Source organism: Bacteroides helcogenes P 36-108 (assembly GCF_000186225.1).
GTDB lineage: Bacteria > Bacteroidota > Bacteroidia > Bacteroidales > Bacteroidaceae > Bacteroides > Bacteroides helcogenes.
On the sequence record NC_014933.1, the window covers coordinates 549563 to 574538 of the forward strand.

Annotated in this window: 28 protein-coding genes and 1 tRNA gene; 23 read left to right on the forward strand and 6 right to left on the reverse strand. The window is 50.3% G+C overall.

Annotated elements, in window-relative coordinates; genetic code table 11:
• Window positions 1-16: 16 nt before the first annotated feature.
• Both BACHE_RS02135 and BACHE_RS02140 read left to right on the forward strand, forming a co-directional pair.
• Window positions 17-1030 carry a S41 family peptidase gene (locus BACHE_RS02135; protein WP_013546056.1) on the forward strand — a complete coding sequence of 338 codons (1014 nt, stop codon included), beginning with the start codon at window positions 17-19 and terminating at the stop codon, window positions 1028-1030.
• A 74-nt stretch (window positions 1031-1104) separates the two neighbouring features.
• A tRNA-Leu gene (locus BACHE_RS02140) sits at window positions 1105-1186 on the forward strand.
• A gap of 178 nt (window positions 1187-1364) precedes the next feature.
• On the opposite strand, the gene BACHE_RS02145 is transcribed toward BACHE_RS02140, so the two are convergent.
• A complete protein-coding gene (locus BACHE_RS02145) occupies window positions 1365-3896 on the reverse strand; it encodes a TonB-dependent receptor (protein WP_013546057.1) in 2532 nt (843 codons plus the stop codon).
• A 150-nt stretch (window positions 3897-4046) separates the two neighbouring features.
• A complete protein-coding gene (locus BACHE_RS02150; RefSeq protein ID WP_013546058.1) occupies window positions 4047-5342 on the reverse strand; it encodes an MgtC/SapB family protein in 1296 nt (431 codons plus the stop codon).
• Window positions 5343-5481: 139 nt separating this feature from the next.
• On the opposite strand from BACHE_RS02150, the gene BACHE_RS02155 reads away from it, so the two are divergent.
• Window positions 5482-6618: an OmpA family protein gene (locus BACHE_RS02155; protein WP_013546059.1), complete on the forward strand. Its 1137-nt coding sequence runs from the start codon at window positions 5482-5484 to the stop codon at window positions 6616-6618.
• Between the two features lie 119 nt (window positions 6619-6737).
• Here the strand turns inward: BACHE_RS02155 and BACHE_RS02160 are convergent, their stop codons facing one another.
• Window positions 6738-7205: a CYTH domain-containing protein gene (locus BACHE_RS02160; RefSeq protein WP_013546060.1), complete on the reverse strand. Its 468-nt coding sequence runs from the start codon at window positions 7203-7205 to the stop codon at window positions 6738-6740.
• 295 nt (window positions 7206-7500) lie between these two features.
• Entirely contained in the window at window positions 7501-8223 is a 723-nt protein-coding gene (locus BACHE_RS02165) for a LexA family transcriptional regulator (protein WP_041579133.1), read from the reverse strand.
• 458 nt (window positions 8224-8681) lie between these two features.
• Between BACHE_RS02165 and BACHE_RS02170 the strand changes: the two genes are divergently transcribed.
• The 12 genes from BACHE_RS02170 to BACHE_RS16580 all read left to right on the forward strand — a co-directional run bounded on the left by BACHE_RS02170 (window position 8682) and on the right by BACHE_RS16580 (window position 18815).
• The gene (locus tag BACHE_RS02170) at window positions 8682-9047 is read left to right on the forward strand and encodes a hypothetical protein (RefSeq protein ID WP_013546064.1); all 366 of its coding nucleotides are present in this window, start codon (window positions 8682-8684) and stop codon (window positions 9045-9047) included.
• Entirely contained in the window at window positions 9035-9919 is an 885-nt protein-coding gene (locus BACHE_RS02175) for a DUF4373 domain-containing protein (protein ID WP_013546065.1), read from the forward strand. The genes BACHE_RS02170 and BACHE_RS02175 overlap by 13 nt, the downstream gene beginning before the upstream one ends.
• 268 nt (window positions 9920-10187) lie before the next feature.
• Complete coding sequence (locus tag BACHE_RS02180; protein WP_013546067.1) at window positions 10188-10682, forward strand: HU family DNA-binding protein; 495 nt, start codon at window positions 10188-10190, stop codon at window positions 10680-10682.
• A gap of 117 nt (window positions 10683-10799) precedes the next feature.
• A complete protein-coding gene (locus BACHE_RS02185; RefSeq protein ID WP_013546068.1) occupies window positions 10800-11240 on the forward strand; it encodes an N-acetylmuramoyl-L-alanine amidase in 441 nt (146 codons plus the stop codon).
• A 25-nt stretch (window positions 11241-11265) separates the two neighbouring features.
• Window positions 11266-11367 carry a smalltalk protein gene (locus BACHE_RS17495; RefSeq protein WP_013546069.1) on the forward strand — a complete coding sequence of 34 codons (102 nt, stop codon included), beginning with the start codon at window positions 11266-11268 and terminating at the stop codon, window positions 11365-11367.
• A gap of 461 nt (window positions 11368-11828) precedes the next feature.
• Window positions 11829-13040, forward strand: coding sequence for a DUF3575 domain-containing protein (locus BACHE_RS02195; RefSeq protein WP_013546071.1), 1212 nt, complete (start codon window positions 11829-11831; stop codon window positions 13038-13040).
• A gap of 20 nt (window positions 13041-13060) precedes the next feature.
• The gene (locus tag BACHE_RS02200) at window positions 13061-14083 is read left to right on the forward strand and encodes a FimB/Mfa2 family fimbrial subunit (protein WP_013546072.1); all 1023 of its coding nucleotides are present in this window, start codon (window positions 13061-13063) and stop codon (window positions 14081-14083) included.
• Between the two features lie 306 nt (window positions 14084-14389).
• Window positions 14390-15307, forward strand: a complete 918-nt coding sequence (locus tag BACHE_RS02205; RefSeq protein WP_013546073.1) for a fimbrillin family protein — start codon at window positions 14390-14392, stop codon at window positions 15305-15307.
• Window positions 15308-15420: 113 nt separating this feature from the next.
• Window positions 15421-16377, forward strand: coding sequence for a fimbrillin family protein (locus BACHE_RS02210; RefSeq protein WP_013546074.1), 957 nt, complete (start codon window positions 15421-15423; stop codon window positions 16375-16377).
• Window positions 16378-16592: 215 nt separating this feature from the next.
• Complete coding sequence (locus BACHE_RS17500) at window positions 16593-16745, forward strand: hypothetical protein (protein ID WP_013546075.1); 153 nt, start codon at window positions 16593-16595, stop codon at window positions 16743-16745.
• 6 nt (window positions 16746-16751) lie between these two features.
• A complete protein-coding gene (locus BACHE_RS02215) occupies window positions 16752-17330 on the forward strand; it encodes a GNAT family N-acetyltransferase (RefSeq protein ID WP_013546076.1) in 579 nt (192 codons plus the stop codon).
• Between the two features lie 69 nt (window positions 17331-17399).
• Window positions 17400-18815 carry a fimbrillin family protein gene (locus BACHE_RS16580; RefSeq protein WP_013546077.1) on the forward strand — a complete coding sequence of 472 codons (1416 nt, stop codon included), beginning with the start codon at window positions 17400-17402 and terminating at the stop codon, window positions 18813-18815.
• A 525-nt stretch (window positions 18816-19340) separates the two neighbouring features.
• Here BACHE_RS16580 and BACHE_RS02225 read toward each other — a convergent pair.
• Window positions 19341-19685 carry a HigA family addiction module antitoxin gene (locus tag BACHE_RS02225; protein WP_013546078.1) on the reverse strand — a complete coding sequence of 115 codons (345 nt, stop codon included), beginning with the start codon at window positions 19683-19685 and terminating at the stop codon, window positions 19341-19343.
• Window positions 19686-19692: 7 nt separating this feature from the next.
• Entirely contained in the window at window positions 19693-20010 is a 318-nt protein-coding gene (locus tag BACHE_RS02230) for a type II toxin-antitoxin system RelE/ParE family toxin (protein WP_013546079.1), read from the reverse strand.
• Window positions 20011-20460: 450 nt separating this feature from the next.
• On the opposite strand from BACHE_RS02230, the gene BACHE_RS02235 reads away from it, so the two are divergent.
• The 8 genes from BACHE_RS02235 (at window position 20461) to BACHE_RS17910 (ending at window position 24900) form a co-directional block, all read left to right on the forward strand.
• Entirely contained in the window at window positions 20461-20655 is a 195-nt protein-coding gene (locus BACHE_RS02235) for a hypothetical protein (protein WP_013546080.1), read from the forward strand.
• Window positions 20627-21175 carry a GNAT family N-acetyltransferase gene (locus BACHE_RS02240; RefSeq protein WP_013546081.1) on the forward strand — a complete coding sequence of 183 codons (549 nt, stop codon included), beginning with the start codon at window positions 20627-20629 and terminating at the stop codon, window positions 21173-21175. Before BACHE_RS02235 ends, BACHE_RS02240 begins: the two co-directional genes overlap by 29 nt.
• Window positions 21176-21457: 282 nt before the next feature.
• Window positions 21458-22309 (forward strand): virulence RhuM family protein, encoded by an 852-nt coding sequence (locus BACHE_RS02245; protein WP_013546082.1) that lies wholly within the window; start codon window positions 21458-21460, stop codon window positions 22307-22309.
• Between the two features lie 143 nt (window positions 22310-22452).
• Window positions 22453-22971, forward strand: coding sequence for a D-Ala-D-Ala carboxypeptidase family metallohydrolase (locus BACHE_RS16820; RefSeq protein ID WP_013546083.1), 519 nt, complete (start codon window positions 22453-22455; stop codon window positions 22969-22971).
• A gap of 94 nt (window positions 22972-23065) precedes the next feature.
• On the forward strand, window positions 23066-23785 hold the full coding sequence (locus BACHE_RS02255) for a hypothetical protein (RefSeq protein WP_041579136.1): 720 nt from the start codon (window positions 23066-23068) through the stop codon (window positions 23783-23785).
• Between the two features lie 136 nt (window positions 23786-23921).
• Entirely contained in the window at window positions 23922-24086 is a 165-nt protein-coding gene (locus BACHE_RS17505; RefSeq protein WP_005817492.1) for a hypothetical protein, read from the forward strand.
• Window positions 24079-24642: a GNAT family N-acetyltransferase gene (locus BACHE_RS02260; RefSeq protein WP_013546084.1), complete on the forward strand. Its 564-nt coding sequence runs from the start codon at window positions 24079-24081 to the stop codon at window positions 24640-24642. The genes BACHE_RS17505 and BACHE_RS02260 overlap by 8 nt, the downstream gene beginning before the upstream one ends.
• Before the next feature lie 129 nt (window positions 24643-24771).
• Window positions 24772-24900: a hypothetical protein gene (locus tag BACHE_RS17910; RefSeq protein ID WP_280956421.1), complete on the forward strand. Its 129-nt coding sequence runs from the start codon at window positions 24772-24774 to the stop codon at window positions 24898-24900.
• Window positions 24901-24976: the final 76 nt, after the last annotated feature.

The window sequence follows — 24976 nt, forward strand, 5'->3', positions numbered from 1 at the left end:
TTTTGTTCATTTACTTATGAAAAAGATTCTAAGCGCCTGCTTCATCCTTCTCTGCCTGCTGCCGTGGCTTGCCGGCTGCATCCGTGAGGAAGAATTCGACAATACCCCCGAAGGCAACTTCGAAGCATTATGGAAAATCATCGACGAGCAATATTGCTTCCTCGACTATAAACAGATAGACTGGGATGCCATCCATGACAAATACCGGCCGCTCATCACCCCCAACATGAGCAATGAAGGCCTGTTCGAGATACTCGGCAACATGCTTGCCGAACTGAAGGACGGGCATGTCAACCTGTACAGCTCCTCCAACATGGCACGCTATTGGGACTGGTATCTGGATTATCCGCGCAACTTCAACGAAAGCATCATCGAACAGTATCTCGGGCGCAACTACCGCATAGCCGGAGGAGCCAAATACACCATACTGGAAGACAATATAGGATACATCTATTACGGAGACTTCTCCAGCGGCATCGGCAACGGAAATCTGGACGAGATACTCTCTTATCTCTCCGCCTGCAACGGACTGATCATCGACGTGCGCAACAATGGCGGCGGCAACCTGAACTACGCCACTCTCATGGCCCAGCGCTTCACCAACGAGAAAGTGCTGACAAGCTACATACAACACAAGACAGGCACAGGGCACAGCGACTTTTCAGAGCCTGCGCCCGTCTATATAGAACCTTCCAACAGCATCCGGTGGCAAAAGAAAGTAGCCGTGCTGACCAACCGCCACTCTTACAGCGCCACCAACGATTTTGTAAATTCCATGCGCTACTTTCCCAACGTCACTTTGGTAGGTGACAAAACAGGAGGCGGCTCAGGGCTTCCTTTTTCTTCCGAACTTCCCAACGGATGGGGAGTGCGCTTTTCCGCCAGTCCGCATCTGGATGCAGACAAGCGGCACATCGAATTCGGCATTGATCCGGACGTAAAAATAGACATGGATAAGGAAAAAGACGAACCCGGCGGAACAGACACCATCATCGAGGAAGCGCGGAAGCTGCTGAAAACAGCCCATTAAGTCACTTTATTACCCAAAGAGTTTGTCGGAATAAAAAATATTCCTATCTTTGCCGCCGCTTAGTAGAATATTACGCGGGTGTGGCGTAATTGGCAGCCGCGCCAGACTTAGGATCTGGTGTCGTGAGACGTGTAGGTTCGAGTCCTATCACCCGCACACATATTCAGTCTTATAGAGACAAAAGCCCACTAAAACGGTCATTTTAGTGGGCTTTTTTTATGGCTATTCGCCACCAATCCTAAAAGCAGACAAGCGGAAGTCCCGTTCATCATCATGATGGGGGCTTCCGCTTGTCCGCTTCAGATCTTTTTATCTCTTTATCCGGTTCAAGGCATTAATTGCCACCTCCCTGGCCGCCTTCACCGCCGCCACCGCCGCCTTTCACATCGTCATTGTTGATGGAACGGGCCGCTTTCTTCACGCTGGCTCTCAAGTTGCCGATGCGGTAACTGATGCTCATGCCGAACGAACGGTTGGGATAACGGCTCTTGCTGGTAGAATAGAAATTCTCGCCAAAAGTCTTATTGTCAAATTTAATATATTCGGAGAACAGGTTGGAGCCATAGACACTCACCGTCAGGCGATCCTTGAGGAACGAACGGTTCACGCTCAGGCCATAATAGTTGTAGCCGCTACCCTTGCCTTGCAGAGAAATGTAGGGTGTGCTTCCGCCCGCATTCAGGCTGGCACGCAACTTCCACGGGAAGGTGTGCTGTATGCCGGCATACATGGAACCTTGCCAGCCGAAGTTGTGCAAGTTCTGCACAGGACTGCGCAGGTCAGAATAACCGCCGCTTCCGTTGACGTAAAGACGGGTCTTGGATGACGCATTCCAGTTGAGATACAGATTCATGTCCGTACGGCGGCTTTTACCTATATTCTGGTACGTGCTGTAAAGAGCTCCTTCGGAAGCATGGTGCTTTCCGTTGTCAAAATCTTCACCGCCTTCGCCTATCAAGCGGCTCACGCTCTCGATTCCACTGTTGTTGAACGAATGCCGCAATCCTACGTTGATATTGAACTTGGCCGCAAAGCTGCTGTAATTCAAACTGAACGCATGGCTCTTCTCGCTTGACAGCGATGAGTTTCCCTGCCTGATGGACATCGGGCTTCTGTCATCGAAATAAGGATTCAGAGACCAGATGCCCGGACGGTAAATGCGCATGTCATATCCTCCGCGCAACGTCTGGGTCTGGCTCAACTTGAATCCCAATGACACGGAAGGAACCAGATTGTTGTAGTTCACCTTGAAGTTCTCGCCCACGCCTACGATATAGCGCACATCCTGCGCGGTATGCTCAAAGCGCAGCCCCGGCTTGAAGGAAAAGCCTTTATAGCGCAGCGTGTAGCCTAAATAGGCCGCCACAATGTCATTCAGATGCTTGTAATGGCTGCTACGCCCCTCGTTATATACATACTGGCCGTTGCCGTCACTGCTCTTGTCTTCCTCGAAGGTGTTTTTGCTGACGTTGTTGCGGATGATGTACTTCACGCCCGTCTCTACGGTGTGCAACTTGCCTATGGGAGTGGTATAATCCACCTGGAAAGTATGCTCCGTGGTATTTGTTTTTCCGAAAGTGTGCGAGTTGTATAGCTGAAAGACTTCGGGAACCTGATAGCGGTCCAGATAGCGGTTATAGTTGTCGTCTTCCTGCGGTTGGGTATTGACCTTGTACGACAGCGTAAGCATGCGGTCCTTGTTCCGCTTCGAGGTACGCTGATAGTCTATGTTGCCCCTGACGGAGTACCACGAGCCGTCTCCTTCGGTCAGGCTGCGGTAGCTGTAAGCCTTTGTGTCGCGCGCTGCATTCCACATGGCGATGCCGCCTTCCGAATCGTTGCTGCTTCCGCCGCCATACATACCCACCGACATGGTGATGAGCCTCAGCGTATCTATCTCATAACTGGCCTCCACGTCTCCATGCTGAAAGCTTCCGTTATAATTCGAGGAATACTCAGAATCCAGATACTTCCTGTCGGTGGAGCCATAGTCTTCGCGCTGGCCTTCCGAGTAGGAAGCCGGAGAGTCGTTGTAGCTGTAACTATAATTGCCGGTCAGCGTCAGCTTGCCTTGCTTGATGGTGGCCCATGTGCTTGCACCCAGCCCCCTGTTGCCGGCGCGCCCGCTGAAGGAGGCGGTATATCCTTCAAATCCGCCGCCCACGGTCACAATGTTCAGGATGCCTCCCACGCCTTCGGCATCATATTTGGCTCCGGGCGAGGTGATGACCTCTATGTACTTGATGGTATTGGCGGGCATGCTTTTGAGCACATCCTTGGGGTTGCTGCTCATCATGTTGTTGGGTTTGCCGTTGACGTGTATCTTAAAGCTGCTGCTGCCGTTCACCTTGATGTTATCTTCTCCGTCCACCGTCACAAGGGGCACTTTACGAAGCATCTCTATCACGGAGTTGGTCTTCGAGTCGGGATCGTCTTCTATGTTATACTCTATCTTGTCCACATCCACCTTTACCAAAGGCTTCTGGGCTACAATCTCCACCTCACCCAGCTCCTTGGAAGCGTCCGTAACGTAGAGCGTTCCGAAATCCACCTCCTTCTCACCCGGCTGCACGGAGAAACTCTTCACGATGCTGTTCCGTCCCACAGAGGAGATGGTCATCACGAAGTCGCCCGAACCGGGCACTTTCTCCCGGAAGCGGCCTTTCATGTCCGTCACCAGCATTTTCAAAGCCTTTGCGGGTGCTTCTTTCTTTACGATCTTGATTGTGGCATAAGGCTCTCCCTCTTGAGTGAGCGAGTCAAGCAAAATTCCCTTGATTTGAAAAGAAATGTTTGCCGTGTTTTGCGCCGCTGTCAGCCCGGATACCATCAGCATCCACAGTAGCACAGTCCATTTGATTCTCATTGCGTTTTTCTATTTAGTGATTACTCTCAATTATTGTCTTGGTATCAGACGCTTCCCGTACAAGATTTGTCACAAGTAAAGTGGCAAAAGTATGTTCTTTTCTTACAATTACGAATCTTACGGAGTTAAAAAAGCGAAAAAGGAGCAGATTTACAGTAGATAAAAGAAAATCAACAAACAGACATTCATCGCAATGACGCATCCGAATCCGCCCAGCACCCACGGGCGCAGGGGGCTTTTTCCGCCGGCGAAGAACAACGCATAACACATGTTCACGGCTATATTGCTGACAATGGCCTGCATGCTGCAAGCCGCAATAAGCGACACTGCCACCCGGTCTGTGCCTTGCAGCAGGTTCAGGATAAAAGGGGTGATATCGCTGAAGCCGGACACGAAAGAGAGCAAGTTCAGTCCGCCCGTGCCGGCATATACCAGTGTATAATGCGTCAACACCGTGAATATGACAAACAGCATGGCAAAGATGAGCGCCACCTTGAATTCCAGAGGATTGCTGCCGTCTTCTTCTTCCTCCGCGCGTCCGGCATCTTCCACCCGCCTGCGCTTGCCGTGCAGAAACCACGCCACACCGGCCGACACCGCCGACATGATGAGCAGATAGGGGTAAACGGCCTCCAGAATCATACCACTGAAGATACCTATCAATATAAGGAAGCGCAGAAACATCATGCTCACCGCCAGCAGCATGGCTGCCGCATATTCGGGAGCCTCCTGCGCGGAAGCCTTGCGGCTGCGGCGCGCCAGCACGGAGATGGTGGCCGTGCTGCTGTACAGCCCGCCCACGATGCCCGACACCAGAATGCCCGACTCGCGGAACACATACCTCCTGAGCAGGTAGGAAAGATAGGAAATGCCGGACACCACCACCGTGGCCAGCCAGATGCTGTAAGGCGTGAGGTTGATGCCGGGAATGAGATTGTCATCGGGCAGCATCGGCAGGATGATGCCGCTGATGGCGAGGAACTTGGCAAGGGTAGTCATCTCGTCGTTTTTCATGCGCTGCGCCAGTTCCGTAAAGGTGTGCTTCAATTCCGTAAAGAGCAGGACGGTGACCACCACCATCACGTAGAACCACGAAGGCTGCGTAGCCACTATCGGCGCGATGCAATACGTGATGAGGGCGATGATTACGGTGGTGACTCCGAACACGTGGAACTGCGACTGCTTGACGTAATAGTTCAGCCCTAACAGAAGCCCCAGCACAGCGCCTCCGCCCATGAAAAGGCGGTATTCGGCAGGGTCGAGGATATAGAGCAGATAGCCCAGTATGCCGATAAAGGTAAATGTGCGGTCGGTTCCAAAAAGCGTGGTCTCGCCTTCGCGCTTCAAGCTGATTTTGCGTTGCGAAAGCCCTATAAGCAAGGAGAATACGGTGACAAGGACGAAGGTCACCAGTTCGCGGGGCAGATATTCATAAAGTCTTTCCATAAATCTTCGGGTTATCAATGGAACAAATATAGGAATAATTCGCTGAAATGTCACATAAGACAGAGTTTTTGCCACTTAACCCTTGATTCTTTGGATTTATTCCATAACTTTGCCGCCCGAATTTTAAAACATAAGATTTATGAAAAGATTTTTAGTAGGTTTAGTAGTCTGCGCATTCACGCTCAGCGCCTCTGCACAGACAGCAGTGGAAGGAAACAAGTTCACAGACAACTGGTCTATCGGTATCAACGTCGGCGGAACCACTCCTTTGACACACAGCGCGTTCTTCAACAACATGCGTCCGGTCATCGGCCTCAACCTGAACAAGCAGGTTACTCCGGTTTTGGGATTGACGGGTGAAGTTATGGGAAGCATCAATACCAGCGCCAGCAGCACTGCCTTTGACAATGCAAGCCTGAACTTGCTGGGCCGCATCAACCTGAACAACCTGTTCGCCGGATATAAAGGCACTCCCCGCCTGTTTGAAGTGGAAGCCCTCGCAGGCTTCGGCTGGATGAGATACATCAACAACGCCGCCAACGGCGCCGACCGCAACACGTTGGCAGCCAAATACGGCTTCAACCTCAACTTCAACCTGGGCGAAAGCAAGGCCTGGACGGTAGCCCTCCGCCCGGCGCTGGTCTATGACCTGCACCAGAAGGACAACAGCTCCATCCGCTTCAACGCCAACCAGGCCGCATGGGAAATCACTGCCGGACTGGTGTACCACTTCAAGAGCAGCAACGGCCAGCATCACTTCACTTGCGTGAAGCCTTACAATCAGGCAGAGGTTGACGGCCTGAACGCACAGATCAACGCACTGCGTCAGGAAGCCGGCAACACAGCCGCCGCATTGCAGCAGAGCCGTCAGGATGTGGAGAATCTGCAGAACGCACTGAACGCCGAGAAGAACAAGGCTCCGCAGGTAGTGAAAGAAACCATCGACAACAGCAAGCACTCTCTGGAGTCCGTCATCACTTTCCGTCAGGGAAAGACTGCCATCGACGCTTCACAACTGCCCAACGTTGAGCGCATCGCCACTTACCTGAAGAACCACAAGAGCGCCAAGGTTGTCATCAAAGGCTATGCTTCACCCGAAGGCAGCGCCGAGGTGAACGCACGCATCGCCAAGCAGCGTGCCGAAGCCGTGAAATCTTCACTGATAAGCAAGTACAAGATTGCCGCCGGCCGCATCGAAGCCGAAGGACAGGGCGTAGGCAACATGTTTGAAGAAGCCGACTGGAACCGTGTAAGCATCTGTACAATCAACGAATAAGAGATTCTCTGCCCATAAAGCACATATAGAGACTCGCTTTTGCCTATACAGAATCACCCTCGCCACGATAGTTGTGACGAGGGTGATTTTCTGTTTATGGAAGCCATGCCCCTTTCCTCTTACCACTCCCTGAACGGGTGTTTCATCAACTGTGAATTGTAATATCTCACGTCGCCCGTCACTTCGCTCCCGATGAAGCCGGGCCTCTCGAAAGGTTCGTCGGGCGAGGCAAGCTCCACCTCGGCCACGGTCAGCCCTAAGTTGTCGCCATAGAACTCGTCCACCTCGAAGGTGTGGCGGCCGCAGGGCACAAGGTAACGGGTCTTGTCTATCGCGCCCGGCTCGCAAAGCAGCATCAGGTCTTCGGCCTCGCGCAGAGGGATCTCCCTCTCCCACTCATAGCGGCTGACGCCCGATGCGTCGGAAGCTCCCTTTATGGTGAGGTAGCCCCTGCCGTCGCGGATGCGGACACGCACCGTGCGCCCGCGCGCACTGCTGATGTACCCCTGCCTGATGCGGCTCTGCGAACAGGCCTGTGACTTGTATTCTCCCGTCACGAGGAATTTGCGTTCTATCTCTTGCGGCATACGCTCCGTTTCTTTTATTTGCCCAGCACGGAATAGCCCACCAACATGGCTATCACCAGCACCACGGCTATGATGCCGATGGTGATCATCACTCTTTTGCCCTGTTCTTCTTCCTTCCGGCTGTGCATTGTTTTCTTGTTCTTGTTCATGGTGTTTCTTGATAGTTTTAAAGTTCAACAATCCTAATCGCCTTTTCTCCTGAGAGAAACGCAACGATGAACAAAGTAAAAGCAAATTCGGGAAGAATGCAAATGAAAGAGGGAGATTTTTTTATACTGACATCTTTCCTCCCCTCCTACATCATGAGGTTCTTACGGATGGAGAACTTCACGATGCCCATTGCGTTGATGTCCTTCAGCGGCAGGTCCATGGGGTCGTGGTGGGGGTTGTAGCTGACGAGCTTCAGGCAGTCGGGCGCATCGGAGTGGTTGACGTACTTCACCGTGAGGTACTCGTCGCCGTCGCGCTGGAAGGAGACGATGTACATCTCGCCGAAGATGACGCTCGCAAAGTCCTGTATGCTGCGGAAGCCTATGATGTCGCCCGCCTTGAGAATGGGGTACATCGAGTCGCCGGACACATAGACGGCGCCGTCGCAACGGGGCACGTTGGGAATGCGGATGCTGCCTAAGATATGCTGAGACTTGTCCGTGAGCAGCGTCTTGAGGTTGGCGGCGGCGGAGATGTCGTATAGTGAAACGTCACGGTCGTCCAAAGCCTCCGTTGTTTTGGGATTGTGAATCAGCTCGACTTCCCCCCTCGCCAAAGGGCTTTCGCAGAATGCGGGGCGAAGGGCGGGGCTTCCGTTTCCCGTCAGCAGCCAGTTGTAGTCCACATCGCCAAACCTGCCCAACACCAAGGGGAAATCGATGCTGTTGCGGGCAATCCAGTTGCTCAACGTAGAGCGTGAAATACCTAAAAAGGCGGCCAGCTCACTGTCCGTCTTAAAATTCTTCTCCAACTTGGCGCGCTTCACTATTTCGGCGGCACAGAACATCCGGTCTTTTTCTTCGTTCATCTCTTTGGATGGTTTGGTTGATATATAAAAATTCTTTCCGTAAAAACTTCTCAAAACAGCTTGGAGGCTGACTGACAAAGGATTGCAAACTTTTTAATAATTTCATCCTGAAAACATTTGTTTTCAATATAAAAATCATCTTATATTTGCCGAGACAAAAGTACGCATTTGTTTTATAAATGCAAATTATAAAGATGGATAATTATGGAAAACACGCCTCCCCCCTTCTCCGGCAGCAAAGCCCTGCAAACCGGAATGTTTACAAAAAGAAGTCCGCCGGGCCCTTCGCCGCAAGCCGCATAGCTGCGGCAGGCTTCTTATATAGATGCAGGCTGCCGGATATATAGATGCAGCCCGCCGGATATATAGATGCAGCACACCCCGCCCACAGACACCTGAGAACAGGATATGCGGACACGCCTACTGAATCAATAATTTACAACAAAGAAAAGAAAGACATGCAACAGAACATCGAAAAAAACGTCCGCCATTGCGGATGCTGCCACAGGCCACTGCCCGTGGAGGCCTTCTACATCGACAAGCGCACACAACTGCCGGACAACTACTGCAAGGAATGCCGCCGCTCGTTCAGCCACAACCGTTACCGATCTTCACAGGACACCAAGGCCGGAGAAGAAGAACGACAACAAGCGTGCCGCTATCCCGTCATCACCCGCCTGGCAGACCGCCCCTTCCGCCTCCTGCTCATCCTGCACGCCAAGCAGGTGGTGCGCGAAAGCGTGGAGCGCAAGCGCGAGCGTCTGAAAGAGAATCCATCCTCCCGACCATCCACCCTTAACACCTCGATCCTATGGCAAGAGTAAAAAGACGGGGGCTCGACTACTTCCCCCTGAACACCGATTTCATACACGACCGCCTGACGCGCCGCATCATGAAGCGCGAGGGCGACGGCGCCCTGGCCATCCTGCTCGGCGCCCTGTCGTGCATCTATGCCGGCGAGGGCTACTATGTGCGCACCGACAACCTGTTCTACGAAGACATCTCCTCCTGCCTCTACGAGAAAAACGAGGAAGACGTGCGGCGCATACTCGCCCTGGCCGTGGAGTACGGCATATTCGACGCCGCCCTCTTTGAAAAGTACGGCATACTGACCTCCGCCGAGATACAGCGCCAGTACATCTTCAGCACCCGCCGCCGGAGATCTACGCTCATCGACCCCCTCTATCGCCTCACGGATGAGGAAGAAGACGAGGAGCCGTCCGCCGGAAAAACGGAAGAAGGCACATCGCCCTCTACTCCCGAAAGTGTAACGCAAACACCCGGAAATGTAACGCAAACGCCCGAAAATGTAACATCGGGTACACATAGCATAGCACAGCACAGCATAGCACATCAAAGCAAAGCATATCCCCCTCCTTCGGCCCCCGGCACAGCAGAGGGGGGAATTTCTGAGGTTGCGGACTCTTCGTCCGCAGAGGAGGAATATCTCAAGAAGATCTGCGAGATGAAGCCTCCGCAGGATGGCACGCCGCGCAATCTGGAAGGGCTTCTGCTCAGCCTGCGCCAATTCCGCATTCCTGCGGCAGAACAGTATGCCCTCGTTCTGAAAAGCAACTTCGGCGCCATCGGGCATCCCATGTGGAAAGGCTTCTCCACGCTGCGGAGCGACCACGGCAAGATACGCCAGCCGGGACGCTATCTGCTGAGCCTGTGCTATCCCAAAGGAAGTTCCTGAAAGTACGCACAGGCTGAAGCAAGAGGTATGCAGCAGAGCGAGAGTACGCACAAGCTGAAGCAGAAGAACAAAGCAGGCCGAAAGTACGCACCGATTAAGACAGGGGAACACAAAGATTTAAATACGTGAACATTCAGAGGCAAAAACATGAAGAAAAACGGCGTTTTTAATTTGCATCCCTCTGCAAAAAGCCTTATCTTTGCAATGTGGTTAAGCTTAAATACACAACATAAAAACATTTCATTAACAATTTAAAAACAAAACGACTATGCCAGTAATTTACAAATCTTTCCAGTCCATCCTTGCCAACAAGGCAGGCCAGAAGCTTTTCTATCCCCGCGTGATATTGACGGGAAACGTGGGAACCACCCAGGTGGCCCGTGAAATAGCGGAGCTTTCTTCTCTTTCCACCGGTGACTCCAAGAACGTTATCGACAACCTGGTGACTGTGCTCACCCGCCACCTCCAGTCGTCCGAAAGCGTGACGCTGGACGGGCTCGGTACTTTCCGCCTCGTGATGAAATCCACCCAGAACGGCGTGGCCGACGAGACCAAGGTATCGGCTACACAAGCCTCGCTGCACGTGCGGTTTCTGCCTGCATCCACCCGCCAGGCCAATGGCAGTGTATCCACCCGTTCGCTGGTCAGCGGCGTGAAGTGCGTGCGCTTCGACCTGAAAGACACCACAGCCGCAGGAGGCACAGGCAGCGGATCGGGCAGCGGTTCGGGCGGTGGTGACGAGAACGAGAATCCATTAGGCTAACACGGCCGCCACTCCCCTCCGAACAAGAAACGGAGGCAGACACAACACAACGGCAAAACACCGACAATCTTGAATGACAGAACATCAAACACCAATCATCAAAAAAACATCATCGACATGCGAAAAATCAACTACATCGTGGTGCATTGCAGCGCCACGCGTGAGGGACACGCGCTCACCCTCCAAGCCCTCGAAGCCGAACACCGCCGCCGCGGTTTCAGCACCACGGGCTACCACTACTACATCCGCCGCGACGGAACCGTGCTCGGAACGCGGTCTCTGGAACTGGCCGGCGCGCACTGCCGCGGACACAACGCACATTCGATAGGCGTCTGCTATGAAGGCGGGCTGGATGCAGAGGGCAACCCCAAAGACACCCGCACGCCGGAACAGCGGTGGGCACTGCGCCTGCTGATACACCAATTGCTGAAGCAGTTCCGCAACGCCCGCCTCTGCGGACACCGTGACCTCAGCCCCGACCTCGACGGCAACGGAACAGTGGAAGCATGCGAATGGACGAAGCAGTGCCCGTGCTTTGACGTGGCAAAAGAATTATAACGAACCCCAAAAACACCATGACATCATGAAAATAAGCAAAGAAAACTGGAAGACTATCCTTAAAGTAATAGGAACCATTATTGCCGCCATCGCCAGCACGTTGGGAGTGCATGCAACGATGCGCTAAACGCGGACAAGAACCGGAGAATGTGGAAGAACCCGATAAAAAAGGTCTTCCACATTCTCTTTATGCACCAACAGCATAGAACACTTTTAGAACAAAAAGAGATTTTTTTATGTTAAATAAGCCGCTAAAGTTGCTTAACAATATTTTCATTACTTACTTTACCGACAACTATGCCCCAAGCTCATTCTTCATACATGTGAAAAGGGCGGAAACAAAGATGAACGGAACAATGACATACAGCAGAAATTCTCTTGCAGGAATAGAATATATTCTTGTTCAGGAAAAATATGTCGCTGATAATTTGGCGGTTTCCGATATTTGTGTAAACACACACACACACATTCTTACCACCTCTCTATAATAAAAAATCGGCTGAAAAACAAGCCCTTCCACTTTCTAATAGCAGAGGTATTCTCCTACATCCAACACTTTCTAACTGCCCTGTCCTAACAGCGGGTGCAGTGACAACGGGCATAGCGGGAAGTTGTGCCTATCCCGGCGTGAAGGATTTTGCGCCTCCCCACAAGCGTCCCGCCGTGAACCGGATGAAAGCCCCCGTGTCTCCTGCTGAATTTATCCAAATCATAAATAGAATGTTGAAAAGAATGATGTGGCTGCCGCTTGTCATGCTGTCAGTGCTGCCCTTGCGGGCGCAAAGCCAAAGCGCAGAGGCGGACAGCGTGTACGAATTCCGGTTCGTACCCCAGAAAGACGTGTTTTTCATTCCCTACAAGGACAACCTGTCCGAGATGCAACGCCTGTCCCGGTTTGTAGGGCAATACCGGCAGGAAATCGCGGACGGCAGGCTGCCCCTCCACGTGGACGGATATTGCAGTTCCCTTGCGGGCGCAAAGGCTAACCTTGCCGTGGCGAAGCTGCGCTCCAACCGGGTGAAAAGTGAACTGCTAATACTGCACAACGGGCTGCGTGAGGAGTGCTTCATCACCCGCAACCATGCCGAAGGCGGCGACTTTGTGACGGTGAGAATCATCTTCCCGGCTACTCTTACGGAAGATGCAGACAAACCGACGGTGCAGCCGAAAGAAGAGAACGCTTCGGCTGTGGCCGGACAAGCGGTTACGGAGAAAGAGCCGGAGGAAAATGCATCCGTTTCGGAAAACACCGTTTCTGTTTCGGCAGATTTGAAAGCCGCCGAGTCCTCTTCTGTCTTGGCAGATTTGAAAGCCACCCCCTATACATTGGCTCTCCGTGCCAACCTGCTGCGCTGGGCTACGCTCACCCCCGACCTCGGCGTGGAGTGGCGCATCAACCGCAACGTGGGCATTTTAGTAAACGGAAGCCGGACCTCGTGGAGCTGGGACAACAAGAACCGCCGCTATGCCCTTTGGCGCGTGTCGCCCGAAGTGCGCTATTATATAGGTAAGGAGAAACGCGCCTATCTCGGAGCGATGTACCGTTTCGGAGAGTTCAACTACAAGCTTGGCGACACAGGCAAGCAGGGCGACTTGCAGGGCGGCGGCATCACGGGCGGATGGCAGTTGCCGCTGAGCCGTGCACTTGCAATAGACTTCTCGCTCGGCTTGGGCTACATTCGTACCGACTATGACGAGTACGTGGTCATCGATGGCGTGAGGGTGAAGCAAGGCAGCGAAAGCAAGAACCGGTGGGGCCCGGTATCTGCCGGAGTGACACTGATGTGGAAACTGTTTTGAAAGAAAAGGAGAAGAGATATATGGAAAGAATACAGAAAAGAATGACAGAAAACGGACGCTCATCAAGAATAAACGCTGTTCGTAAAACGGTTTTCTCCGCATGTGCCGCAGTGATTACCTTAGCGGCGGTTTTCTTGCAGACCGCTTGCGTGAAGGACGAGCTTTACAACACCCCGCATCCCGACAAGGGTGCGGTGCAGATTACCACCGACTGGACGGGGCGATCCTCGGATGCCGTGCTGCCGGAAAGCTATATCCTGCGTATCGGCAGCGTGGAGCCTGCCACAAGAAGCACGGGCGGCGAGGAGCAGACGGTAAGCGGCGAAACGAACCTCTTTAAGTCGCTGCTTACCCCAAGCACTCAACATCTGTTAGTCTATCACCAAGCGGACGGCATCACCATCAATGGGACCACCGCCACGGTGAACACATTGGAAGACGGAACGCTGAACCCCATGCCGGGCTTCCTGTTCTCGGCGGCCAAAGAGCTGACTATACCGAAGGATGATACGCTGAAAGTGACCGTACCCATGATGCAGCACATCCGCACATTGACATTAACGCTGAAGTTGAACAACGGCGACGAGCAGCGCATAGCCGGAACCACCGCCACGCTGACGGGTATCGCTCCGTCCGTGGATTTGACTACCGGAAACGTGGCAGCAACGGAAGGAAAGGCGGTTGTCCCCGTATTCACATTAGGGACTGCCGCCTACGGAAAGGCACGTGCAGGGACTTCGGCATCGCCGTCTGTCGCCTGCAAAACAACCCGCGCCACGGGAAATCCGGTATTGGCGGCTTCGTTGCGACTGCTCGGCGTAATGACGGGTGAGAAGCAGGAACTGAACATCGCCGTAGCCCTTACCAACGGCACGGTGCAGACCATCAAGACCGACCTCACCGAAGCCCTGAAGAACTTCGGCAGCGGAGAAATCGAGCCGTTGTTTTTGGATGCCACGCTGACGCTGCCCGCCGAGCTGGGTGTGAGCGCCACCATCAGCGACTGGAACACGGTGGATAACGGGGGCATTACGGTAAACTGACTCAAGTTTCGCAAGTAGCAAAACTTTTAGGAGTTAGAAGGAGTTGTCTTTTTTAAGGGAGTTAGAAGGAGTTAGAGGGAGTTATCGCCCGCAAGCGGGCTGAGGAGTTAAAGGCCGATAGTCTTCTTTAGTTGATAGATGATAGTTAATAGGTAATAAATCACAAGACTATCGGCTTAACTCCTTCACTCCTTCACTCCTTCACTTCTTAACTCCTTAACTCCCGAAAACAGGAACTTGCAAAACTTGAATTAGGTGATAGTTAGAAATCAAATAACAGAGAATAAAAACCAAATAATAAAAAATATGAGAAGGAATAAACAGAACATCTTTATGGCAACCGCCCTCCTGCTGATGGCAGGTTGCGGCAACGACAACGAGGGAACGCCCCCGAACGGTGGCGACCGCGTGGCTCTGCAAGTGAGCAGCGGCATCCATATGCAAACCCGTGCCTACAACAACACTTGGGAAAGCGGTGATGCCATCGGCATCTACATGCTGAACGATAAGACGGCGGAAGCGGAGAACTGCAAGTACACCACCGAAAAAAACGGCACAAGCGGCACATTCAAGGCCGATGCCGCCAACACCATCTATTTCCCGATAAACGGAGATACGAGAGACTTCGCCGCCTACTATCCCTACCGGGAAACCATTGCGAACGGCATTTATCCGGTGGACGTGACTACGCAGACCTCACAGAAAGCCATCGACCTGATGGGAGCCGCCAAAGTGACGGGCAAGAACAAGAACGATGCGGACGTAGCATTCGAGTTCGCCCACAAATTAGTGAAATTGGAAATGACCATCCTGCCCGACGGCACATCTTTGACCGCCGAGGACATGAAAGACTTGAAAGTGGAGATTACCAACCAGCCCGTCCTCGCCACTTACGACGTGGTGAATGGCGGCAACGTGAACGTAGCTACTCCGGCAGAGCCTAAAGACATCACCCTGCTGACCAATGCCGACGGAACCTCCGCCGAGGGCATCGTGCTGCCCAATGCTTCCACCGAGGGCATGTACCTGCGCTTCACGCTGGAAGGCATCGACACGCCGTTCACTTGGGAGATTCACAGTGCCAAGCTGTCCTTAGAGTATAAGGCGGGCATGAAGTACACCTACAAGATTACCGTGACCAAGACCGCCGTCAACGTGACTTCCACCGTCACCGACTGGACTGCGGGCAACGGTGAAGAAGGCGAGACGGGCAGTGCGGAATAATACCACACCACCGGTAGAGGAGACTGGTTACAGTTAACCCGTTGAGGAAACCGGAAAAAAGAGAAACTAAAAACAGAATAATATTTTCCCTAATTTTTAAATGTAAAAAGACAATGAAAGCAAAATTTATGATGATGATGGCTGCTGCCGCAACGGTGCTGGCAGCGTGCAACAATGACGATGAGAGCGATAACTGGGCAGGAGAAATCCGCCTGAGTAGCGGGCTGACGGTGCAGCAGACCGACACACGTGCTGCCACCGACATCCAAGGCAGCCAGTTTGCCAGCGGAGAGAAAATTGATGTGTTTATCAGTGAAAACACGCAAGCAGGGCAGGATGCTACCACTACCACTATCTATGGCCAGCCCCTGATTTATACAACGGGGAGCAATGGTGTAATGGGTGCTCCCACCGGCAGTCAGCCCTACTTCCCCGCCAGTGGCAACGGCGTGAATATCTATGCCTACTACCCGTCGGGAAAGGTAACTGATATCGCTGCCACAAGCCTTACTTTCAGCGTAGAAGAAAACCAAAACGATGATGCGAACTACAAGGCGAGTGACTTGATGTATGGAAAGCCTGCACAGAATCCCGTAGCCCGGACCAGTTCACCCACCACACTTACTTTCACACATCTACTTTCCAAGGTCACCATAACATTGGTGCAAGGCAGTGGAGCACCGAGTTTAACCGATGCCGTTGTGACATTGAAGAATGTGCTACCTTCCACTACATTGAATCCGAGTGCCGGAACTATAGCAGCCACAGCCAGCGGAGATGCTAAAGGCATCATCGTTAAGGCCAAGACCAATTCAGCCTTATCAGGAAGTGCCATCGTTGTTCCGCAGACACTTGAAACCAGTTTCATTGAAGTGACGTTGGCAAATGGCGGAGTGTTGACTTCAAAAGACCTGAAAGACGGTAGTGGTAATCCCATCAACAGTGTTGCACTTACCTCCGGCAATGTTTACACCTATACGATAACGGTTAATCTGACCTCATTGGACATAACTTCCACAATCACTCCGTGGACTCCAAAAACAGGCACTGGCAACGCCGAAATGCAATAATAAAGCCTTACAATCCACAGCCATCGCCGGGCACTTTAGTGCGCAAGCCCGGAGCGAGCAACCCCACAAGGTAGCACACGGGCAGCTTCGCCGCTGCCGGTGGCACACAAATAGTTGAATAACAAGCGTTCTTTGAAAGATTGTGTTGGAGATTAGGAAAAAAAGCCTACCTTTGTCTTGGAAAACAAAAACCAATAGAAAGGAGAACAATCAAAATGGCAAGACCGATTAAGGAAACCCCGATACTTTACGGGGAAGATGCCCGCCGATTCTTGGAACGGATGAAGAATCCCCCAAAGGAAACAAAGGAAGAACGGGAAAGAAGACTGAAAGACTATGAAACTGCAATGAAGATGCTAAAAGTATAAATCAGCATGGAGCAGCAACATAGAATACAGCTTGCATCTGCGTATGACATACGTAGATTGAAACGAAAGGAAACGGTGAAATCGTTCGATTGCGGAGACGCAGATTTGAACGATTTTATTTTGAAGGAATCAGCTCTTTATAGGCAAGCTCTTTTGGCGGTCAGCTACATCGTGGAAAGCAAACAAGACAGCAGCGTGGTATCTGCCTATTTCAGTTTGGCGAATGATAGGGTGTCTTTGACGGACTTTGCCAATAAGACAGAATTCAACCGTTTCCGTAAGCATCGTTTTGTCAACGAGAAGCGTCTGAAAAGTTATCCTGCTGTGAAAATATGCCGTTTAGGAGTTAGCTCATCAATGAAAGGAATGCACTTGGGCTCATTTCTTTTGAATTTCATTAAAAGCTATTTTGTAGTGAACAACAAGACCGGCTGCCGTTTCCTTACCGTAGACGCTTACGCTGATGCGATACCTTTTTATCTGAAGAATGGCTTTATCCTTTTGAACGACGAAGATGCCGATGCCGACACCCGTCTGCTCTATTTCGATTTGGAAACGATTGTAGACGACGAAGCGGACGAATAGCCCCTCCTCCAACACTCCCCCTTTCATACAGAACGCTTAATAAGGAACGAAATCTAAAATTAAGCGTATATGAACAAGAAAACATTCTCTCTTTTTGTCCGCAGGCGCAGCGTCCGCGCTATTGTGCTGCTGGCAATGGCCGTCACCGCCACGCTTGCCTCGTGCAGCAGCGAAGACATGACGGACAACCCCGTGGAAACTTTGCCCGAAGGCATGTATCCGCTGACCTTCACCGCCACGCGGGGCGAAGTGGTGGCAACACCGCAAACACGTGTATCTGATTATGACGACAACGGTGTTCATAGCAGCAAGTGGACGGATGGCGACCCAATTAAAGTGCAGATAGGCAACGGCACAGTGGGTACATATACCCTAAAAGCTGATGGCACAATCAATGCACAAGCCGCAAACACGCCCGTCTATTGGCAGAGCAACGCACCGGGACAGACCATCACCGCATGGTATCCTGCTTCTGCCACTTCCGACTACTTGAAAGACCAATCCGGTGCTTTGCCCTACGTGCTGAAGGCCACCGCAACGGCCGCCTTTAACACCACGCCATCACTGCCGTTCGCGCATAAGTTGGCAAAGTTCCGCTTCAAGCTGACGGGAAACGCCATCACACAAGAAGGCATCAACCCCATCGCCAAACTGCAAGACATGACCCCCACCGTCACAGTAAAAGGCATTGCCAAGACCACTTACGCCAATGGAGAGATTCAAGCTGCATCCGATGCCGTAGCCGAAGACATTACTCCCTACAAAAACGGAGAGTATTACGAAGTGCTCCTGCTGCCCGGCCAAGTAGTCGATAACTTCGTCAAGATAGATGTACCCAATGTCGGCATCTACTACTATACTCCCAAGAGTGCCGATAACACAACCAACCTGACAATGGAAGCAGCGAATTGCTATACCTACGACATTGCAGCGGAGAGACCGGCTAATTTCGTAGGTAGATTTACCATTGCTAATTACTTCTATTGGGATGATGATACTTCTTGGACACCCGACAAGAGTTTTGACGAATTCGAAAAGAAAGAGATAGCCATCAACTCTTGTAAGGACGCTATTACTTGGGATGAGGCCTGTAAGTATTTGACTGCAGGTGTTTATTGGGACGCAGGGGATGCAGGTGAAAATCAGCAGACTTTCACTCTTAGTGGGAGCAATGGTACAACAACTACTTATCATTCCGGCTTGTGGCTGATGAAGATGCAACATATAAATCTAAGTTCGGATACAGAATTGAAGAATAAAGTTTCCGCTACGCCTGGTCGTCCTGCAGCAAAAGATATCGACAAATACTTTTTCTTGCCTGCAACAGGCTACTACGTCTTCTACCAAGCAGGCATTAGGGGCAAGTATTGGTTGCGGAGTCCTGCTGGACCTAACTCTGCTGACGCGTTGACATTTGTGAAAGACGACGTCTATCTGTCCGGGTTCGGTCGTACCCAATGCAGCCTGATTATGTTCGCTCAGTAGTCCGCCTTTCCTCTGTCCGTCCTTCCGTATATATCATACGTCCCGGCGGATGTCGTCGTCGTCCTTCCGGGTATGTCATCCGAATGATTGAGTATCAGAGTTTATAATGAAAAAGCCGGAGCTTCATGCTCCGGCTTGCTTGTCTTGGTGCTTGAAGTATATCGCACCGATAATGGCTACAATCGTAACAAATACTGAAACTGCTATTGCTCCCATATTCACTCCTCCTTTCCGCTTTTAGTCTTTACGAGCCAAAGACCGGTTATTAATGTGACGGCTGATGCTACTATTACAGAAGCTATCACCCACGGATTTTCCATATCCCCAAATGCTGATGAAAGTAATAGCGCAAATATAGCCTAAAGATTCAAATAACCAATCATTCCGTTTCTATTTTTATGCTTCGTTGGCAGTCATTCCGCCCGCCGATTTGCAATTCAACGGTCGTGAGTATCAGGGGTTGTTATCCGAAATAATAATCCGGATTAAAAATCCTCATAGTCAATCCAATCGGATTTTTTGAGTTTACAGCATTGCCGCAACCTTGCGGATTTTTTCAAGACGTTGGGCGAAGGTCTTGTTGCGCTTCATGGTAAGCATATTGTAACGTGCTTGCATCTTAATCAGGGGCTCGGCAGGCAAATCCAATACGGCTTCAATCAACAAGGCATATTCCACGGTCAACTGACGCTTTGCGTTCAACACCTCGTTCAGTTGCGTGTATGACACACCCATTTCTGCGGCAAGTTTGCGTTGTGAAATGCCACGGTATTCTATCTCATCTTTCAGAACTTCGCCCGGGTGGGTTGGCTCGAAAGGCTCAATGTTGTTTGCAATCATATCTGGGGCAACCCCTTTAATAGTAATCATAATTTCTTTATTTATAATGATTAGACAATTCTGTTATATTACAAATCGAGGCAATGGTTTGTTCGCCAACGGTCTTTTCTTCAAACTCAATGCGGTATTGGTCGTTTACCCTTACGGAAGAAAGCCCGGACTTGTCTCCTTTCAGTTGCTCGTAATTCAAGCCATTGTATTTTCTTAAATCCGAGGTGTCAGTTTGGTCTATCATAATATCGACAACCTTTCTGTATTTGCGGATAATTTCAGGCTGAAACCGATGTTTTTTGTCGGTTGACTTCCCCGTGCGGTACATATCGCGCAAATATTCTTGTTCAAAAGTAATTTCCATTATCACGCTTTGTTTGAGTGCGAAGATAGTGCAAATACGTCATATTCACAAAAGAATGAATGTCTTTTAAAGATGATAACCGTCGGAATATTCAGTAAGAAACCGAAATACGCACTATCAGATATACTGAAAGGGCTGCAACAAGCTGTCAGCAGTGCCCGTTCCGGCGAATTTGTAATTCGCCGATCATGAGTATCAGGATTTGTAACCCGATGGAACAAAATCAGTAATAGCTAAAAATGATAATTATGGCAGACATAAGAAAGTTAAAACTGTTCATACTGAAATGGTAGAGCATTCAATATAGGGATTAAATAAGAAAAAAACAGAAACGCTCTTTGACATGTTGGGAAAACGATACGGGAAAAAGAATATAATGTATTGTATCTTTGGCGGTTCGTTCATTATGCACTACCTTTGCAACGTTCAATAAAAGAAAGGAAAGCAACGATGGCAAGACCGATAAAAGAGACACCTATACTTTTTGGTGAAGATGCCCGCCGGTTTGAGGAACGGATGAAGAATCCGCCCAAAGAATCTCCGGAAGAAAGAGAAAGAAGGCTAAGGCATTACCACGTAGTGATGCAGTGGTTTGAAAACGGAAAGAAATACGAAGATGAATTACGAGCAAGTAAGAATTCGTAAGCTGCAACCGGATGAAGATATGAAGTCATTCGATTGCGGAGACGCGGACTTGAATGAATTCATTTTAAAAGAAGCCTCCCTATACCGCAAGGCATTGTTGGCGGTCACTTATATCTTGGAGGATATTCCGACAGGAGAACTATTAGCTTATTTCAGTTTGGCGAACGACCGTGTTTCATTGAGTGATTTTGAGAACAAAACGGAGTTCAACCGTTTCCGCAAGCATCGCTTTGTCAACGATAAACGGCTGAAGAGTTATCCTGCCGGTAAACTATGTCGCTTGGCAGTCAGCTTTTCGGCAAAAGGTATGCACTTCGGTTCTTATTTGGTGGACTTTATCAAGAGTTTCTTCATAACAGACAATAAGACCGGCTGCCGTTTCTTGACGGTGGATGCTTATGCGGACGCAGTTCCGTTCTATCTGAAGAATGGTTTTGTGGCTTTGAATGATGATGACAAGGAAGATACTGCACGCCTGCTGTATTTTGACTTGGAAACTGTGGCCGATACACAAGCCTGATTTATATAGAAAGATAATAATCTATTCCTGTCCCGCCCCTCTCCCCGCAAGGAGAAGGGCGGGACGTTCGTTTTTCTCAATATGTCGGTAGGAACGCATACGAATGAAAGTATAAATTGAAAGAAACAAAGAGATAATGAAGATAGATGCCTGAAAGCAAGGCTACGAAACGCTCTTTGACATGTTGGGAAAACGAAATAAAGAAAGAAAGCAATAGCTATTGGCTGATAGGCAGATAAAATATACTACCTTTACCCACCGAACAAAACAGAAACATTATAAATGGAGAATCAAGGGGAAATCATACTCTATCAGCCCGATGGCGAGGTGAAACTGGAAGTGCGATTGGAAAACGAGACTGTATGGTTGTCAATCGATGAAATGTCGCAATTGTTTGGCAGAGATATTAGCGTGATAGGCAAGCATATTCGTAATGTTTTCAAGGAAGGTGAACTTATGAAAAAGTCAGTTTGGGCAAAATTTGCCTACACTGCCTCCGATGGCAAAAGCTATCAGGTGGATTATTACAATCTTGATGTTATCATCTCCGTAGGCTACCGTGTCAAGAGCTACCGAGGTACGCAATTTCGTCAATGGGCGAATATGGTATTGAAAGAATATCTGCTGAAAGGTTATTCTGTCAATCATCGGTTGGAACAGATGGATACAAGACTTCAAAAGCATGATAAACAAATTGAATATCTGACAGATAAAGTAGAATTTTTCGTGCGCACCTCGCTGCCACCCATAGAGGGTATCTTCTACGATGGTCAACTGTTCGATGCCTACAAGTTCGCCACAGACTTGATACGGACGGCAAAGAAGTCCATCCTGCTGATAGATAACTATGTGGACGAATCCGTACTACTGATGTTCAGCAAGCGGAACAACGGAGTGACAGCCGACATCTACACACAGACAATAGGCCGACAGCTTCAACTGGACTTGGAGCGGCACAACAGCCAATATCCTCCGATAGCGGTGCACGCCTACAAAAAAGCCCACGACCGCTTTTTGATAATAGACAGTACGGATGTGTACCACATCGGAGCCTCGCTGAAGGACTTGGGAAAAAAGATGTTCGCCTTCTCCAAGTTGGGCATTCCGGCAAAAGCCATTACGGATTTGCTGTAAACCTTGCTTCATCCCCCCCATTATTTCGTCCTGCCCCTCTCCCCGCAAGGAGAAGGGCGGGACGTTCGTTTTTCCCAATATGCCGGTAGGAACGCATACGAATGAAGGAACAAATTAAATATAAACAGCTAAAGATTTGAGCTATGAAACATTTTACAATGGAGGATTGTACACATTCCAATACGGCGATTGCCAAAGGCATAGACAATACACCGGGTACAGAACACAAGGCGCACATCATCGAGAGTATAGAAACGCTGATAGACTCGCTGCACGATGCGTGGGAACAGCATTGCAATGAGAATGGACTGGGCACGCCCGGCATCCGCATTTCCTCGGGCTATCGCGGCCCGGCACTGAACAAAGCGGTGGGCGGCTCCACCACTTCCGCGCATTGCCACGGCTATGCCTTCGACTTGGTTCCGGTATATGGAAAGTCGGATACGCCTGCCATGAAAACCAACAAGATGGTGGAGTTCAAGCATTTCTGCCGTCGGTTTCTGTCCGCCGGACATCCGTTTGACCAACTCATTTCTGAGGGCGAGAACAAGCAGGGAGTGCCTACCTGGATGCACGTGGGCTACAAGCATCCCGACGGACATGCCCAACGCTGTCAGTTCCTTTCCATGATAGACGGGATGTATTGCCAGATGACAAAGTAAGACTAAAAGTAGAATGAACCATCTATAATAATGTAAGCGAATGAACAGAAACATTCTTTTCCATACAATATAGCTGCTGGCCTCCGTCTTGATAATGGGTGGTTGCTCGCAGGATGAACCGGCGGGCGGCGCGGCGCAGGACTTGCCCGATGGCATGTACCCCTTGCAGATAGCAGGCGTGAGCGTAACAGCAGAAAGCAGTGCCGAGCCGTGGGGCGCAGACAGCCCGCAAAGCCGTGTGACGGAAAGTGCGGACGGAAAGAGCAGCCTATGGGAAGGCGGTGAAGAAATAACGGTGCAGCTAAGTGGTACAAAGGCTGACGGTACGTCCTATACGACAAAAGGACAATATACGCCGGATAGCGATAAAACAAGCCTTACCCTCGTAAGTGGCAAGGGACTTTATTGGCATTCCACAAGTGATGCCACCGTGACGATAAAGAACCAATACACCGATTGCACCATCAGCGATAATGGAGAAGTCATCCCCGGTACGGGCAACGGCTCTATCACCATGTGCAAGGCCACCTACGACGGCGAGACTTATTATGAAGCCAACATTGTGCCCGGAACTACGCTTGCCGCCGATTGCTTCGAGATTACCGCCGGGGACAATACCGTTTCTGCCACAACGACTGCCATTGAAACTACTGAAGCCGGGAGGATGTACTCTTTTACGATTATGGTGAACAAAGAAGGGACAACGACCGTGGATCTCACTACACAAAGTGATGACCCTTATACAGATTGCCAAATAAGCAGATTCCCTAATATCCCAAAAACAGGCAATGAAGTTTTGGTAAAAGGCCTTTGAGATATATGCTTGAAAACAAGGCTACGAAACGCTTTTTGACATATTGGGAAACGAGAAACTTTCCACTGCATTTCTTTGTGCCGCAAGGAATTGTGCGTATCTTTGCACACGTAAACAGAAAGAAAGGAAAACAGTTATGGCAAGACCCATCAAAGAAACTCCGATACTCTTCGGCAATGATGCCCGGCGGTTTGAGGAGCGGATGAAGCAGAAACGCACCGTGCCGAAGGAAGAAATAGAGCGCGTGCGCGAACATTATCGTATAGCCATGAGTATCTTCAAAAAAGGGAAAGATGACTAACGAATACATACAATCCACGTTTCAGATTCGCAAACTGGAATCTGATGAAAGAATAGAATCGTTCGATTGCGGAGACGCAGATCTGAACGATTTTATTTTAAATGAGTCCTTGTTTTATCGGGAAGCGCTACTGGCTGTGAGCTACGTATTCGAGGATAAGACAACCGGAGAAGTAGCCGCCTATTTCAGTCTGGCAAACGACCGTGTATCATTGTCCGACTTTACGGATAAAACAGAGTTTAACCGATTTCGCCGTAAACGCTTTCCTAATGAGAAACGCATGAAAAGCTATCCGGCAAGCAAGCTTTGCCGTTTGGGAGTGAACCATACTTATCAGGGAAAAGCATTGGGCGCTTTCCTGATAGACTTCATCAAAGCCTTTTTCATCTTCGACAACAAGACTGGATGCCGCTTCGTCACGGTGGATGCCTACCGTTCCGCCATGCCCTTTTACGAAAAGAACGGCTTTCTTCCGCTTTTGGAAGAAGACGATGGCGAAATGACACGTCTGCTCTATTTTGACTTGGCAGATAACAAGAACAGTATGCAAGACTGATATTCATCAAAAGATACAAAGAAAGTTTCCCGTCCCGCCCCTCTCACCGCAAGGAGAAGGGCGGGACGTTCGTTTTTCCCAATATGCCGGTAGGAACGCATACGAATGAAGGAACAAATTTAATTTAGTGTGCCTCATGCTCACCCCTGTGCCAACGATGAACCGGCGGGCGGCGCGGCGCAGGACTTGCCCGAAGGCATGTACCCCTTGCAGATAGCAAACGTGATTGCTACTAATGGAAAGATTCATGGGAATTAGGGACCGCTTCTTGATAATAGACGATGCGGATGTGTAGCACATCCGCATCGTCCATCCTGCAGCAAGAATCATTCCG

Excerpts from the sequence above, each read along its gene's own strand:
- BACHE_RS02135 (WP_013546056.1), top strand. The coding sequence starts at position 17 with ATGAAAAAGATTCTAAGCGCCTGCTTCATCCTTCTCTGCCTGCTGCCG.
- BACHE_RS02145 (WP_013546057.1), bottom strand. The coding sequence starts at position 3,896 with ATGAGAATCAAATGGACTGTGCTACTGTGGATGCTGATGGTATCCGGG.
- BACHE_RS02150 (WP_013546058.1), bottom strand. The coding sequence starts at position 5,342 with ATGGAAAGACTTTATGAATATCTGCCCCGCGAACTGGTGACCTTCGTC.
- BACHE_RS02155 (WP_013546059.1), top strand. The coding sequence starts at position 5,482 with ATGAAAAGATTTTTAGTAGGTTTAGTAGTCTGCGCATTCACGCTCAGC.
- BACHE_RS02160 (WP_013546060.1), bottom strand. The coding sequence starts at position 7,205 with ATGCCGCAAGAGATAGAACGCAAATTCCTCGTGACGGGAGAATACAAG.
- BACHE_RS02165 (WP_041579133.1), bottom strand. The coding sequence starts at position 8,223 with ATGAACGAAGAAAAAGACCGGATGTTCTGTGCCGCCGAAATAGTGAAG.
- BACHE_RS02170 (WP_013546064.1), top strand. The coding sequence starts at position 8,682 with ATGCAACAGAACATCGAAAAAAACGTCCGCCATTGCGGATGCTGCCAC.
- BACHE_RS02175 (WP_013546065.1), top strand. The coding sequence starts at position 9,035 with ATGGCAAGAGTAAAAAGACGGGGGCTCGACTACTTCCCCCTGAACACC.
- BACHE_RS02180 (WP_013546067.1), top strand. The coding sequence starts at position 10,188 with ATGCCAGTAATTTACAAATCTTTCCAGTCCATCCTTGCCAACAAGGCA.
- BACHE_RS02185 (WP_013546068.1), top strand. The coding sequence starts at position 10,800 with ATGCGAAAAATCAACTACATCGTGGTGCATTGCAGCGCCACGCGTGAG.
- BACHE_RS17495 (WP_013546069.1), top strand. The coding sequence starts at position 11,266 with ATGAAAATAAGCAAAGAAAACTGGAAGACTATCCTTAAAGTAATAGGA.
- BACHE_RS02200 (WP_013546072.1), top strand. The coding sequence starts at position 13,061 with ATGGAAAGAATACAGAAAAGAATGACAGAAAACGGACGCTCATCAAGA.
- BACHE_RS02205 (WP_013546073.1), top strand. The coding sequence starts at position 14,390 with ATGAGAAGGAATAAACAGAACATCTTTATGGCAACCGCCCTCCTGCTG.
- BACHE_RS02210 (WP_013546074.1), top strand. The coding sequence starts at position 15,421 with ATGAAAGCAAAATTTATGATGATGATGGCTGCTGCCGCAACGGTGCTG.
- BACHE_RS17500 (WP_013546075.1), top strand. The coding sequence starts at position 16,593 with ATGGCAAGACCGATTAAGGAAACCCCGATACTTTACGGGGAAGATGCC.
- BACHE_RS02215 (WP_013546076.1), top strand. The coding sequence starts at position 16,752 with ATGGAGCAGCAACATAGAATACAGCTTGCATCTGCGTATGACATACGT.
- BACHE_RS16580 (WP_013546077.1), top strand. The coding sequence starts at position 17,400 with ATGAACAAGAAAACATTCTCTCTTTTTGTCCGCAGGCGCAGCGTCCGC.
- BACHE_RS02225 (WP_013546078.1), bottom strand. The coding sequence starts at position 19,685 with ATGATTACTATTAAAGGGGTTGCCCCAGATATGATTGCAAACAACATT.
- BACHE_RS02230 (WP_013546079.1), bottom strand. The coding sequence starts at position 20,010 with ATGGAAATTACTTTTGAACAAGAATATTTGCGCGATATGTACCGCACG.
- BACHE_RS02235 (WP_013546080.1), top strand. The coding sequence starts at position 20,461 with ATGGCAAGACCGATAAAAGAGACACCTATACTTTTTGGTGAAGATGCC.
- BACHE_RS02240 (WP_013546081.1), top strand. The coding sequence starts at position 20,627 with ATGAATTACGAGCAAGTAAGAATTCGTAAGCTGCAACCGGATGAAGAT.
- BACHE_RS02245 (WP_013546082.1), top strand. The coding sequence starts at position 21,458 with ATGGAGAATCAAGGGGAAATCATACTCTATCAGCCCGATGGCGAGGTG.
- BACHE_RS16820 (WP_013546083.1), top strand. The coding sequence starts at position 22,453 with ATGAAACATTTTACAATGGAGGATTGTACACATTCCAATACGGCGATT.
- BACHE_RS02255 (WP_041579136.1), top strand. The coding sequence starts at position 23,066 with ATGGGTGGTTGCTCGCAGGATGAACCGGCGGGCGGCGCGGCGCAGGAC.
- BACHE_RS17505 (WP_005817492.1), top strand. The coding sequence starts at position 23,922 with ATGGCAAGACCCATCAAAGAAACTCCGATACTCTTCGGCAATGATGCC.
- BACHE_RS02260 (WP_013546084.1), top strand. The coding sequence starts at position 24,079 with ATGACTAACGAATACATACAATCCACGTTTCAGATTCGCAAACTGGAA.